We start from the raw sequence: 11,433 nt of genomic DNA on the forward strand, positions 1-11,433 counted from the left end.
TCTCAGCGGTCGAAGTCCAACTCGACCTTCTCCGTGGCGGGATGAGACTGACAGGCCAGTACGTACCCGGCCTCCGTCTCCTCCGGTTCCAGCGCGAAGTTGCGGTCCATCCGCACTTCGCCCGAGACGAGGAACGCCCGGCAGGTGCCGCACACGCCGCCCTTGCAGGCGTAGGGAGCGTCCGGTCGGTTGCGAAGGACCGCGTCCAGCAGCGACTCGCCGGCCTGGACGGGCCAGGTGCCGCCGCGTCCGTCGAGCCGTGCGGTGACCGTGCTGTGCGCGGGTGCCGCTACGGAGGAAGGAGTCGTGGTGGCGGCGTCCACGTGGAAGATCTCCTCGTGGACGCGCGTCCGGGACACCCCGAGCCCGCGCAGCGCCCGCTCGGCGCCCTGGACGAGCCCCATCGGCCCGCACAGGAACCATCCCGCCACCCGGTCCACGGGCAGCAGCGCCGGAAGCAGCCCGGTCAGCCGCTCCTGGTCGAGCCGACCGGACGGCAGCCCGGCCTGCTGTTCCTCCCGGGAGAGGACCGTCACCAGCTGGAACCGCTGCGGATAGCGGTCCTTGAGGTCGGCGACCTCCTCCAGGAACATCGTCGAGGCCGACGTACGGTCGCTGCGGACCAGGCAGAAGCGCGCGTCCGGCTCCCGCGCCAGCAGGGTCGAGGCGATCGACAGCACCGGGGTGATGCCGCTGCCGCCCACCACCGCCGCGTACAGGCCGGGCGTGGGTTCCAGGGTGAAGCGTCCCGCCGGGATCATCACCTCCACCGCGTCGCCGACGGCGATCTCCTTGAGCGCGTACGTCGAGAACGCGCCTCCGTCGACCAGGCGCACGCCGACCCTCAGGGTGCGCGGCGCCTCGCCGTCGGGGGAGGGCGCCGGCGAGCAGATGGAGTACGTGCGGCGGATCTCCGTGCCGTCGGCCGTGCGGCGCAGTGCCAGATGCTGGCCGGCGGCATGCCGGTAGTCCTCGCGCAGTTCCGCGGGCACCGCGAAGGTCAGGGCCACGGAGTCGTCGGTGATCCGGTCGACCGCGGCCACCGTGAGCGGGTGGAAGCGGGCCATCACAACTCCTTGAAGTGGTCGAACGGTTCGCGGCAGGACAGACAGCGGCGCAGCGCCTTGCACGCGGTGGAGGAGAAGCGGCTGAGCAGTTCGGTGTCGGCCGATCCGCAGGCCGGGCAGCGGACGGGCTCCAGCTCCGGTTCCGCGCCGGCCGTCCGGGTCGGTCCCAGGTCGAGGGTCACCGGCCCGGCGGGACGATCGCCGCGTGGCGGAGCAATCCCGAACTCCCGCAGTTTGCGGCGGCCTTCGTCCGAGATGTCGTCGGTCGACCAGGCGGGGCTGAGCACCGTGCGCACGGAGACCTCGCGCATGCCGTGCTCGTGGAGCACCCGCTCGATGTCCGTGGACATGGCCTCGACGGCCGGGCAGCCGGTGTAGGTCGGGGTCAGCTCGACCTCGACGCTGTCCGTGCCGCGGAGGTGGACGGCGCGCAGGACACCGAGGTCGTCCAGGGTGAGAACGGGCAGTTCGGGGTCGAGCACGGAGCCGGCCAGCCTGCGCAGTTCCTCCTCCAGGGCGGTGGTCGTCACCATGACGCCCCCGGGTGGCTGCGGTGCAGGTGCTGCATCTCGGCGAGCATCCGCCCGAAGGACTCGGTGTGCAGGCCCTGGCGTCCGGCGCCGGCCGTCCAGGCCCCGGTCCGCGGGCCTTCGGGGACGGTCAGTGTGGCCCGGCGCAGCGTGGCTTCCACGGACTCCGTCCAGGCGGCCCGGAGGCCGTCCCAGTCGAGGTCGACGCCGTCGAGCGGCTGGAACATCTCGCCGGTGAAGCGCCACAGCGCCTGGCACGCCCGGCTCATCCGCTCGTGGCTCTCGTCCGTGCCGTCGCCGAGGCGCACGGTCCACTGCTCGGCGTGGTCCTGGTGGTAGGCGACCTCCTTGACGGCCTTGGCGGCCAGGGGAGCGAACTCGCTCTCCCCGGATGCCAGTTGCGCGTAGAGAAGCCGCTGGTAGGTCGAGAAGTAGAGCTGCCGGGCGATGGTGTGCGCGAAGTCGCCGTTCGGCTGCTCGACGAGCTGGAGGTTGCGGAAGGCGCGCTCCTCGCGGAGATACGCCAGTTCGTCCTCGTCACCGGCCATGGACAGCAGCACCCGGGCCTGGCCGAGCAGGTCCAGGGCGATGTTGGCCAGGGCGAGCTCCTCCTCGAGGACGGGCGCGTGACCGGCCCACTCCCCCAGCCGGTGCGAGAGCACCAGGGCGTCGTCGCCGAGGGCCAGGGCGGCCGCGGTGTTCACGGTGAGCGTCACAGGTGCTTCACCCCTTCCGGGATCTCGTAGAAGGTCGGGTGCCGGTAGGGCTTGTCGGCGGACGGCTCGAAGAACGGGTCCTTCTCGTCGGGGGAGGAGGCCGTGACGGCGGCGGACGGGACGACCCAGATCGAGACGCCCTCACCGCGGCGCGTGTACAGGTCGCGGGCGTTGCGCAGCGCCAGCTCGGCGTCCGGGGCGTGCAGGCTGCCGGCGTGGGTGTGCGAGAGCCCGCGGCGCGAGCGCACGAAGACCTCCCACAGCGGCCAGTCGGTGTTCGTCATGCTCGGATCGCTCCTGTCTCGCCGGTCGTGCTCGCGGAGCCGCCGGTCCCGCTCGTGTGCTTGTCGGCGTACGCCGCGGCCGCCTCCCGTACCCACGCGCCCTCCTCGTGGGCGCGCCGGCGCTGGGTGATCCGCTGGTCGTTGCACGGGCCGTTGCCCTTGAGGACGTCCCAGAACTCCGTCCAGTCGATGGCGCCGAAGTCGTGGTGCCCCCGCTCCTCGTTCCACACGAGGTCGGGGTCGGGCAGGGTCAGGCCGAGGGACTCGGCCTGGGGGACGGCGATGTCGACGAAGCGCTGGCGCAGCTCGTCGTTCGAATGGCGCTTGATCTTCCACGCCATCGACTGGGCGGAGTGCGAGGACTCGTCGTCGGGCGGGCCGAACATCATCAGGGAGGGCCACCACCAGCGGTCGACCGCGTCCTGCGCCATCGCGTGCTGCTCGGGGGTGCCCTGGCTCAGGGCCAGCAGCAGTTCGTACCCCTGGCGCTGGTGGAAGGACTCCTCCTTGCACACGCGGACCATGGCACGCGCGTACGGGCCGTACGAGCAGCGGCACAGGGGGACCTGGTTGGTGATCGCCGCGCCGTCCACGAGCCAGCCGATGGCGCCGACGTCCGCCCAGGTCAGCGTCGGGTAGTTGAAGATCGACGAATACTTCTGGCGGCCGGAGTGCAGCTTGTCCAGCAGTTCGTCGCGGCCGACGCCGAGCGTCTCGGCCGCGCTGTACAGGTAGAGCCCGTGTCCTGCCTCGTCCTGGACCTTCGCCATCAGGATCGCCTTGCGGCGCAGTGAGGGCGCGCGCGTGATCCAGTTGGCCTCCGGCTGCATGCCGATGATCTCGGAGTGGGCGTGCTGCGCGATCTGGCGGACCAGGGTGGAGCGGTAGGCGTCGGGCATCCAGTCGCGGGGCTCGATGCGTTCGTCGGCCGCCACCGCGGCGTCGAAGACGACCTCGTACGCCGCTGTGCGCGCCGCTTCGTCGGCGGCTTCGTCCGCTTGTGTGCGGGCCGTGTGGTGCGCTGATGCTGTCGCCATGCGGTCCCCCTCGACCTCTCGCTCCCGACCGACCGATCGTTCGGTCCATTCGCAACAATGGTCGGCCGAGCGCCGTACGGTGTCAACCGCTGTGGATAACCTCATGCGCTTCTGCGTGGCCGTTGTGACCCGTGGGACTGTGCCGGAGGCCCGGCGCTGAGTACGGTTCGCTTGCGAACGTCGTGGCGCGGTACGACGCGGCGGTACGGTGCCCGCAGTCCGGCGGCCGGAAGTCGGATTCGGGATCGTGAATCGGGGCGGGATGGACGCGAGGGACGAGGGCTCTGAGCGGGAGCCGGGGTCGGTCGCGCCCGAGGGGGGCGCGCCCGGCGGTGTCATCGGCGGTACGGCGCTGCCCGGCCCGCGGCCGGCCGGCGAACCTGTGACCGGCGAGCGGCCCGCAGACGATTCGCCGGCCGGGGCGGAGGCTTCCCCGGAACCCGGGGCCGGCGCGGCCGAGGCCATCAGGTCCGAGGCGGGATCTCGGCCGGAGCCCGAGGCGGCGTCTCGGCCGGAGCCCGAGGCGAGCGCCTTCCCGGAGTGTCCCGAAGCGGCCGGTTGTCCGGAAGGCGCGGCTCCCGTGGGCCTCGCGGCCCTGTCTCTGCGCCATCAGATCGCCGCCGCCCTGGCCCTGGCCGTCGTCGCCGTCGTCGCCTGTGTGCACCTCGGCATGGTCTTCCTGCACGTCGCGCCGTCGAACACGGTGACGAAGCAGCACGGCCGCGCGATCGACCAATGGATCTACCCCGAGTTCGAGCAGAACTGGAAGCTCTTCGCCCCCAACCCGTTGCAGCAGGACATCGTGGTCCAGGTCCGCGCCCTGGTCCGCGCGAAGGACGGCACCAGCCGCGAGACCGGCTGGTACGACCTGTCGGCGCTCGACGGCCTGGCCATCGACAGCAATCCGCTGCCGAGCCATACCCAGCAGAACGAACTGCGCCGCGCCTGGGACTTCTACGTCGGTACGCACGACGGCGAGAACCGCCCCGTGGGCCTGCGCGGCGACCTCTCGGAGCACTATCTGCGCCGTATCGGTGTGCTGCGTCTCGACCGTGAGCACGCGGGCGGCGAGGGCGCGGTCGTCGAACGCCTCCAGTTCCGCTCCCTGACCACCGACGTGCCGCCTCCGCGGTGGAGCGGCGAGAAGGTCTCCGACCGGCCCGTCGTCCGGGAGCTGCCCTGGTGGGCCGTTCCCGGGAGCGACCGCACGGACGGGCTGACGGAGGCGAGTGCCCGATGAACCCATCCGCTCCGACGATCGCGCGCGGCATCGCCCGGGTCACCGAGTCCGCCCTCGGCCCGTACCAGAGCGCCGTGATCCGTATCGGCTTCGCCGCCACCTGGCTGCTGTTCCTGCTGCGCGAGTACCCCCACCGCCAGGAGATGTACGGGCCCGACGCGCCCTGGAGCTGGGACCTCGCCCGGCAGCTCGTGGCGAGCAACCACGCCTTCACGGTCCTGCTGTGGTCCGACAGCCAGGTGTGGTTCGAGACGGTCTACGCCGTCGCCGTGCTCTCCGGCGCCCTGCTGCTGGTGGGATGGCGGACCCGCGCGGTGTCCGTGGTCTTCATGATCGGCGTGCTGTCCCTGCAGAACCGCAGTGTCTTCATCGGGGACGGCGGGGACAACGTCCTCCACCTGATGGCGATCTACCTGGTGTTCACCCGCTGCGCCCAGGTGTGGTCCCTCGACACCCGGCGGGACCGCCTCGACCGCGAGGCACGCGCGCGGGGCGAGGGGCCCGAGCCCGGCCGAGCGGGCCCCGTGCTGTGGGCGGGGCTCGGGATCGTGCTGGCGGTGGCGACGGGCGCGGGACGGATCGACGGGGGTGCGCTGGGCGGCTGGCTCACCGTCCTCTGGGGGCTGTGGGCGGTGCAGGCCCTGTGGTGGGCCGTCGGCCGCTTCGCCCGCACCGCGGAGCCGCGCGTCCTGCTGGACGTCGTCGCCAACCTCGTCCACAACGCCGCTCTGATGACCATCATGGCCGAGGCGTGTCTGATCTACGCGACCGCGGGCTGGTACAAGATCCAGGGCTCGCGCTGGCAGGACGGCACCGCGGTCTATTACCCGCTTCACCTGGAGTCCTTCTCCCCGTGGCCGGCGCTGTCCGACCTGATGTCCGCGCACGGGGGGATCGTGATGCTCGTGACGTACGGGACGGTCGTCGTGCAGGTCGCCTTCCCCTTCACCCTGTTCAACCGGCGGGTCAAGAACGTCCTGCTGGCGGTCATGATGACCGAGCACGCCGTGATCGCCGTGGTCCTCGGGCTGCCGTTCTTCTCGCTCGCGATGATCGCCGCGGACGCCGTGTTCCTGCCCACGTCCTTCCTGCGGCGCCTGGGCGGACAGGTGGCACGCGCGCGTGACCGGCTGTTTCCCGGCAGAGGCCCCACGGTGCCGGGGCCGCGGGAGGCCGAACCGGGCGTTCCGGGGGAGCCCGGGCACACGCACGTAGGCTTCACCGCATGAACGACCCGGTACGTGTCTGGCGCCAGCTCCGCGACGACTCCGTCCTGCTCGACGGCTTCCACGCCCTCAAGCACGCGGTGCGCTTCGGAGCACGTGTCCCGGTCGCCGTCACGACCGACCGGGCCGCGGTCCTCGACCTGGCCGGCGAACTCGCCCCCGACGTACGCGCCGCTCTCGACGAGCTGCTGACCGAGGTCCCGGAGACGGCGTTCACCGACCTCGTGCCACGACCGCATCCCACCTCGGTGGCGGCTCTCGCCGTACGGCCCTCCCGTGCCGCCAACCTGGAGAGGCTGGCCCGCACGCCGCGCACCGCGCCCGTGGTCGTCCTCGACAATCCGCGCAACCTCGGCAACGCGGGGGCGGTGATCCGGCTCGCGGCGGGCTTCGGCGCGACCGGGGTGGTCACGACGGGCACGCTCGACCCCTGGCACCCCACGGTCGTACGCGGCGGGGCCGGTCTGCACTTCGCGACCGCTGTGGAGCGGCTGGCGGTGGACGAACTGCCGGCAGGCCCGTTGTTCGCGCTCGATCCCGAGGGCGAGGACATCCGGGGGACGAAGCTTCCCGACGACGCCCTGCTCGCCTTCGGCTCGGAGCGCAGCGGGCTGTCCGCCGAACTGCGCTCCCGGGCCGACCACCTGGTCTCGCTGCCGATGCGTCCCCAGGTCTCCAGCTACAACCTCGCGACCAGTGTGGCCATGACGCTGTTCCACTGGAGCGCCACCGGGGACGCACCGGCGTAGACGCCCGAAAGGCGTCGGGGCTCACGCCTCCCGGCGTACCTCGATCACCCGGAAGCGGTTCGCCACGAACGCCCCGTCGCACAGCGCCGCGTTGGCCGCGGCGTTGCCGCCCGAGCCGTGGAAGTCCGAGAACGCGGCCGTCTGGTTGACGTAGACCCCGCCCGTGAGGTTCAGGGAGAGCTGGGCGCACTCCTCCAGGCAGGCCTCCTGCACCTCGCGCTCGAACGCCTCGTCGGTGGTGTAGGCGCCGACGGTCATCGCGCCCTTGTCCCGGGTGGTGCGCCGCAGGAGCTCCACGGCCTCGGCGGCCGAGTCGACCGCGACGGCGAAGGACACCGGACCGAAGCACTCGCTCAGGTAGGCGGCCTCGTCGTCGTTCCCGGCGTTCTCCCAGTACTTGCGCGCGCCGTCGAGCTTCACGATCAGCGGTGAGCGCACGACGGCACCCGGGAACTCCGGGTTGTCGATCTGCCGTGAGGGCAGGGCCACTTCGCCGAGTCCGGCGGCGGCCTCCAGGCGGGCCTTCACGTCCGGGTTCACGATGGCGCCGAGCAGCGCGTTCGCGCGGGCGTCGTCGCCGAGGAGCCCGCCGACCGACTTCGCGAGGTCGGCCACCACCTCGTCGTAGGACTTGTGGCCCTCGTCCGTGGAGATGCCGTCGCGCGGGATCAGCAGGTTCTGCGGGGTGGTGCACATCTGGCCGCTGTAGAGCGACAGGGAGAACGCCAGGTTGGACAGCATCCCCTTGTAGTCGGCGGCCGACTCCACGATCACCGTGTTGACGCCGGCCTTCTCCGTGTAGACCTGCGCCTGGCGGGCGTTGGCCTCCAGCCAGTCGCCGAAGCCGGTGGAGCCCGTGTAGTCGATGATGCGGATCTCGGGGCGGGTGGCCAGCGTCTTCGCGATGCCCTCGCCGGGACGCTCGGCGGCCAGCGCCACCAGGTTCGGGTCGAAGCCCGCCTGACCGAGCACCTCGCGTGCGACCTGCACGGTCAGCGCGAGGGGGAGCACCGCGCGCGGGTGGGGCTTCACCAGGACGGCGTTGCCCGTGGCCAGCGAGGCGAACAGGCCCGGATAGCCGTTCCACGTCGGGAAGGTGTTGCAGCCGATCATCAGCGCGATGCCGCGCGGGACGGGCGTGAACTGCTTGGTGAGCGCTAGCGGATCGCGCTTGCCCTGGGGCTTGCTCCACTCCGCGGTGTCGGGCGTGCGGACCTGCTCCACGTAGGCGTAGGCCACCGCCTCCAGGCCGCGGTCCTGCGCGTGCGGGCCGCCCGCCTGGAACGCCATCATGAAGGCCTGGCCACTGGTGTGCATGACCGCGTGCGCGAACTCGTGGGTGCGGTCGCTGATCCGCTTGAGGATCTCCAGACAGACCACCGCGCGGATCTCGGCGCCCGCGTCGCGCCAGGCGCGCTGCCCCGCGCGCATGGCGGGCAGCAGGGTGTCGATGTCCGCGTGCGGGTACGTGACACCCAGCTCGATGCCGTACGGCGACACCTCGCCCCCGACCCAGTCGTCCGTGCCGGGCTGGCCCAGGTCGAGGCGGGTGCCCAGGAGGGCGTCGAAGGCGGCTTTGCCCTCGGCCATGCCCAGGCTGCCGTGCTCGCCGTACGCCTTGGGGTGCTCGGGATGCGGGGACCAGTACGCGCGTGTGCGGATCGCTTCCAGCGCCTGATCCAGGGTGGGCCGGTGCTGGGAGATCAACTGGTGCGCGGTGAGTTCGGCGGCCATCAAGGACCAACTCCTCGTCTCAAGAGCTCCTCGTCGAGCTCGCGAGCTGGGCAGGAAGGGACAGTCAGAGTTAGAGTAACCGAACGATCGGTCGGGACAAGGGGGTCCGCCGCATCTGTGGACTACGCCGTGCGGGAGGATCGCGCACATGACAGCACTCGACCTCAGCAGCCCCGTGGCAGTCGTCGGCACCGGCACCATGGGCCAGGGCATCGCCCAGGTCGCGCTGGTGGCGGGCCACCCCGTGCGGCTCTACGACGCCGCTCCCGGACGTGCCGCGGCCGCCGCCGAAGCGATCGGCGCCCGGCTCGACCGGCTCGTCGCGAAAGACCGGCTCACCGGCGCCGACCGGGATGCCGCGTGCGCCCGGCTCCAGCCGGCCGCGGACCTCGCCGACCTCGCGGACTGCGTGCTCGTCGTCGAGGCCGTGCTCGAAGAACTCGACGTCAAGCAGCGGCTGTTCAGCGAACTCGAGGACATCGTCGGGGACGACTGCCTGCTGGCCACCAACACCTCCTCGCTGTCCGTCACGGCCATCGGCGGCGCGCTGCGCAACCCGGGCCGGCTCGTCGGACTGCACTTCTTCAACCCGGCGCCGCTGCTGCCCCTCGTGGAGGTCGTCTCCGGGTTCGCGACCGACGTCTCCTCGGCCACGCGCGCGTACGAGACGGCCCGCGCCTGGGGCAAGACGCCGGTCGCCTGCGCGGACACGCCCGGTTTCATCGTCAACCGCATCGCGCGGCCCTTCTACGCCGAGGCCTTCGCGGTCCACGAGGCCCAGGCGGCCGACCCCGCCACCATCGACGCGGTCCTGCGCGAGTCCGGCGGTTTCCGGATGGGCGCGTTCGAGCTCACCGACCTGATCGGCCAGGACGTCAACGAGTCCGTCACGCACTCCGTGTGGCGGTCCTTCTTCCAGGACGTGCGCTTCACGCCCTCGCTCGCCCAGCGGCGACTCGTCGAGTCGGGCCGGCTCGGCCGCAAGGCGGGCCACGGCTGGTACGACTACGGGGACGGCGCCGAACCCGCCGAGCCGCACACGGCGGAGAAGGCGCAGCCGCCCGCGTACGTCGTCGCCGAGGGCGACCTGGGCCCCGCCGCCGACGTCCTCGCCCTGATCCGTGAGGCGGGCATCCAGGTCCGGGAGGACGAGGAGGACCACGGCACCCGCCTGGTGCTGCCGAGCGGCGGCCAGCTCGTCCTCGCCGACGGCCAGACCTCGGTCGAGTTCCGCGACGTCGTCTACTTCGACCTCGCGCTCGACTACCGCAAGGCCACCCGGATCGCCCTGTCGGCGTCCCAGGACACCGCTCCCCAGACGCTCTCCGAGGCCATCGGGCTCTTCCAGGCGCTGGGCAAGGACGTCAGTGTGATCGGGGACTGCCCCGGCATGATCGTCGCCCGCACGGTGGCCCGGATCGTCGACCTCGCGTACGACGCGGTCGCCAAGGGCGTGGCCACCGAGGAGGACATCGACACCGCGATGCGCCTCGGCGTCAACTACCCGCTCGGCCCCTTCGAGTGGAGCCGCAGGCTCGGCGTGAACTGGTCGTACGACGTCCTGGAGGAACTGCACGTGCGCGACGCCTCCGGCCGCTACGCCCCGTCGCTCGCGCTCTACCGCCACGCGTACGCCGGCGAGAAGCGGGAGGGCGGCCAGTGACCACCGTCAAGCGGGACACGTACACCCCCGAGACGCTGCTCTCCGTCGCCGTCCAGGTCTTCAACGAACGCGGCTACGACGGCACCTCCATGGAGCACCTCTCCAAGGCGGCCGGCATCTCCAAGTCGTCGATATACCACCATGTCTCGGGCAAGGAGGAACTGCTGCGGCGGGCGGTGAGCCGGGCGCTGGACGGCCTCTTCGAGATCCTCGGCGAGGAGCACGCGCGCGTGGGACGTGCCGTGGAGCGCCTGGAGTACGTGGTGCGGCGCATGGTCGAGGTGCTCACCTCCGAGCTGCCCTACGTGACGCTGCTCCTTCGGGTGCGCGGCAACACGGACACCGAGCGGTGGGCCCTCGAACGGCGCCGCGACTTCGACCACAGGGTCGCCGAGCTCCTGAAGGCCGCGGCCGCCGACGGGGACGTACGCGGCGACGTGGAGGTCCGGCTGGCGACCCGGCTGGTCTTCGGAATGATCAACTCGCTCGTGGAGTGGTACCGCCCCGACGCGCGGGGCATGGGCGCGCGGGAAGTGGCCGACGCCGTGGTGGTGCTGGTCTTCGGAGGGCTCCGGCGGGAGCTCTGAGGCCCGCGAAGGGCCGGAGGCGTCAGGCCTGCGGCTCCAGGTCCTCCTCCTCGAAGACCAGCAGTGTCCTGCTGCTGAGCACCTCCGGGATGGCCTGGAGCCGGGTGAGCACCAGTTCGCGCAACGCCCGGTTGTCCGGCGTGTGCACCAGCAGGAGCACGTCGAAGTCGCCGCCCACCAGAGCGATGTGCGAGGCCCCGGGCAGCACCCTCAGCCGCTCCCGCACCGTGCGCCAGGAGTTCTGCACGATCTTGAGGGTGATGTACGCCGAGGTGCCCTGCCCCGCGCGCTCGTGGTCGACGCGCGCCCCGAAGCCGCGGATCACACCGTCGTCGATGAGCCGGTTGATCCGCGCGTAGGCGTTGGCCCGCGAGACATGGACCCGTTCGGCCACGGACCGTATGGAGGCACGGCCGTCCGCCTGCAGCATCTGGAGGATGTCCTGGTCGATCGCGTCGAGCGGACGGGCGGGCGGCACGGAGGGTCCGGCCTCCGGCGGCTCGGCCATTTGTTCAGGTGCCATGTCCCCCCGCCTCCCTACCATGGACGTACTGCATCCATCTCAGGCCGCGCAGAACCGTTTGTCCACAGCCTGGCGGT

12 protein-coding genes are annotated in these 11,433 nt (G+C 71.6%); 5 read left to right on the forward strand and 7 right to left on the reverse strand.

The genetic code is table 11. From position 1 onward, the window contains the following. Positions 1–2 precede the first annotated feature (2 nt). From paaE to paaA, 5 genes are read right to left on the reverse strand one after another with little or no spacing between them, the layout of a single operon-like run. Complete coding sequence (gene paaE, locus ACF07B_RS18795; protein ID WP_392179685.1) at positions 3–1,067, reverse strand: 1,2-phenylacetyl-CoA epoxidase subunit PaaE; 1,065 nt, start codon at positions 1,065–1,067, stop codon at positions 3–5. Continuing rightward, positions 1,067–1,600 (reverse strand): 1,2-phenylacetyl-CoA epoxidase subunit PaaD, encoded by a 534-nt coding sequence (gene paaD / locus ACF07B_RS18800; protein ID WP_362393700.1) that lies wholly within the window; start codon positions 1,598–1,600, stop codon positions 1,067–1,069. Before paaD ends, paaE begins: the two co-directional genes overlap by 1 nt. Beyond that, positions 1,594–2,313 (reverse strand): 1,2-phenylacetyl-CoA epoxidase subunit PaaC, encoded by a 720-nt coding sequence (gene paaC / locus ACF07B_RS18805; protein WP_369480800.1) that lies wholly within the window; start codon positions 2,311–2,313, stop codon positions 1,594–1,596. Before paaC ends, paaD begins: the two co-directional genes overlap by 7 nt. Then, complete coding sequence (paaB, locus tag ACF07B_RS18810; protein WP_164372737.1) at positions 2,310–2,597, reverse strand: 1,2-phenylacetyl-CoA epoxidase subunit PaaB; 288 nt, start codon at positions 2,595–2,597, stop codon at positions 2,310–2,312. Before paaB ends, paaC begins: the two co-directional genes overlap by 4 nt. After that, the gene (gene paaA / locus ACF07B_RS18815; protein WP_326786714.1) at positions 2,594–3,634 is read right to left on the reverse strand and encodes a 1,2-phenylacetyl-CoA epoxidase subunit PaaA; all 1,041 of its coding nucleotides are present in this window, start codon (positions 3,632–3,634) and stop codon (positions 2,594–2,596) included. Before paaA ends, paaB begins: the two co-directional genes overlap by 4 nt. 262 nt (positions 3,635–3,896) lie before the next feature. Between paaA and ACF07B_RS18820 the strand changes: the two genes are divergently transcribed. Genes ACF07B_RS18820 through ACF07B_RS18830 form a run of 3 tightly spaced genes read left to right on the forward strand, consistent with a single transcriptional unit; the run spans position 3,897 to position 6,849 of the window. Continuing rightward, positions 3,897–4,874 (forward strand): DUF5819 family protein, encoded by a 978-nt coding sequence (locus ACF07B_RS18820; RefSeq protein ID WP_392179686.1) that lies wholly within the window; start codon positions 3,897–3,899, stop codon positions 4,872–4,874. Beyond that, positions 4,871–6,103 carry an HTTM domain-containing protein gene (locus ACF07B_RS18825; RefSeq protein ID WP_392179687.1) on the forward strand — a complete coding sequence of 411 codons (1,233 nt, stop codon included), beginning with the start codon at positions 4,871–4,873 and terminating at the stop codon, positions 6,101–6,103. Before ACF07B_RS18820 ends, ACF07B_RS18825 begins: the two co-directional genes overlap by 4 nt. Next, the gene (locus tag ACF07B_RS18830) at positions 6,100–6,849 is read left to right on the forward strand and encodes a TrmH family RNA methyltransferase (RefSeq protein WP_392179688.1); all 750 of its coding nucleotides are present in this window, start codon (positions 6,100–6,102) and stop codon (positions 6,847–6,849) included. The genes ACF07B_RS18825 and ACF07B_RS18830 overlap by 4 nt, the downstream gene beginning before the upstream one ends. A gap of 21 nt (positions 6,850–6,870) precedes the next feature. Here the strand turns inward: ACF07B_RS18830 and paaN are convergent, their stop codons facing one another. After that, positions 6,871–8,583, reverse strand: a complete 1,713-nt coding sequence (gene paaN / locus ACF07B_RS18835; protein WP_392179689.1) for a phenylacetic acid degradation protein PaaN — start codon at positions 8,581–8,583, stop codon at positions 6,871–6,873. 148 nt (positions 8,584–8,731) lie between these two features. On the opposite strand from paaN, the gene ACF07B_RS18840 reads away from it, so the two are divergent. Together ACF07B_RS18840 and ACF07B_RS18845 are read left to right on the forward strand one after the other, a co-directional pair. After that, positions 8,732–10,246 carry a 3-hydroxyacyl-CoA dehydrogenase gene (locus ACF07B_RS18840; protein WP_392179690.1) on the forward strand — a complete coding sequence of 505 codons (1,515 nt, stop codon included), beginning with the start codon at positions 8,732–8,734 and terminating at the stop codon, positions 10,244–10,246. Further along, on the forward strand, positions 10,243–10,833 hold the full coding sequence (locus tag ACF07B_RS18845; RefSeq protein ID WP_369480806.1) for a TetR/AcrR family transcriptional regulator: 591 nt from the start codon (positions 10,243–10,245) through the stop codon (positions 10,831–10,833). Before ACF07B_RS18840 ends, ACF07B_RS18845 begins: the two co-directional genes overlap by 4 nt. Positions 10,834–10,855: 22 nt before the next feature. Here the strand turns inward: ACF07B_RS18845 and ACF07B_RS18850 are convergent, their stop codons facing one another. Next, positions 10,856–11,356 carry an Lrp/AsnC family transcriptional regulator gene (locus ACF07B_RS18850; RefSeq protein ID WP_392179691.1) on the reverse strand — a complete coding sequence of 167 codons (501 nt, stop codon included), beginning with the start codon at positions 11,354–11,356 and terminating at the stop codon, positions 10,856–10,858. Positions 11,357–11,433: the final 77 nt, after the last annotated feature.

This window comes from Streptomyces sp. NPDC015532 (genome assembly GCF_043078065.1).
Taxonomy (GTDB): Bacteria; Actinomycetota; Actinomycetes; order Streptomycetales; family Streptomycetaceae; genus Streptomyces.

Coding starts and splice junctions, on each gene's coding strand:
- paaE (WP_392179685.1), bottom strand. CDS start 1,067: ATGGCCCGCTTCCACCCGCTCACGGTGGCCGCGGTCGACCGGATCACC.
- paaD (WP_362393700.1), bottom strand. CDS start 1,600: ATGGTGACGACCACCGCCCTGGAGGAGGAACTGCGCAGGCTGGCCGGC.
- paaB (WP_164372737.1), bottom strand. CDS start 2,597: ATGACGAACACCGACTGGCCGCTGTGGGAGGTCTTCGTGCGCTCGCGC.
- paaA (WP_326786714.1), bottom strand. CDS start 3,634: ATGGCGACAGCATCAGCGCACCACACGGCCCGCACACAAGCGGACGAA.
- ACF07B_RS18820 (WP_392179686.1), top strand. CDS start 3,897: ATGGACGCGAGGGACGAGGGCTCTGAGCGGGAGCCGGGGTCGGTCGCG.
- ACF07B_RS18825 (WP_392179687.1), top strand. CDS start 4,871: ATGAACCCATCCGCTCCGACGATCGCGCGCGGCATCGCCCGGGTCACC.
- ACF07B_RS18830 (WP_392179688.1), top strand. CDS start 6,100: ATGAACGACCCGGTACGTGTCTGGCGCCAGCTCCGCGACGACTCCGTC.
- paaN (WP_392179689.1), bottom strand. CDS start 8,583: ATGGCCGCCGAACTCACCGCGCACCAGTTGATCTCCCAGCACCGGCCC.
- ACF07B_RS18840 (WP_392179690.1), top strand. CDS start 8,732: ATGACAGCACTCGACCTCAGCAGCCCCGTGGCAGTCGTCGGCACCGGC.
- ACF07B_RS18850 (WP_392179691.1), bottom strand. CDS start 11,356: ATGGCACCTGAACAAATGGCCGAGCCGCCGGAGGCCGGACCCTCCGTG.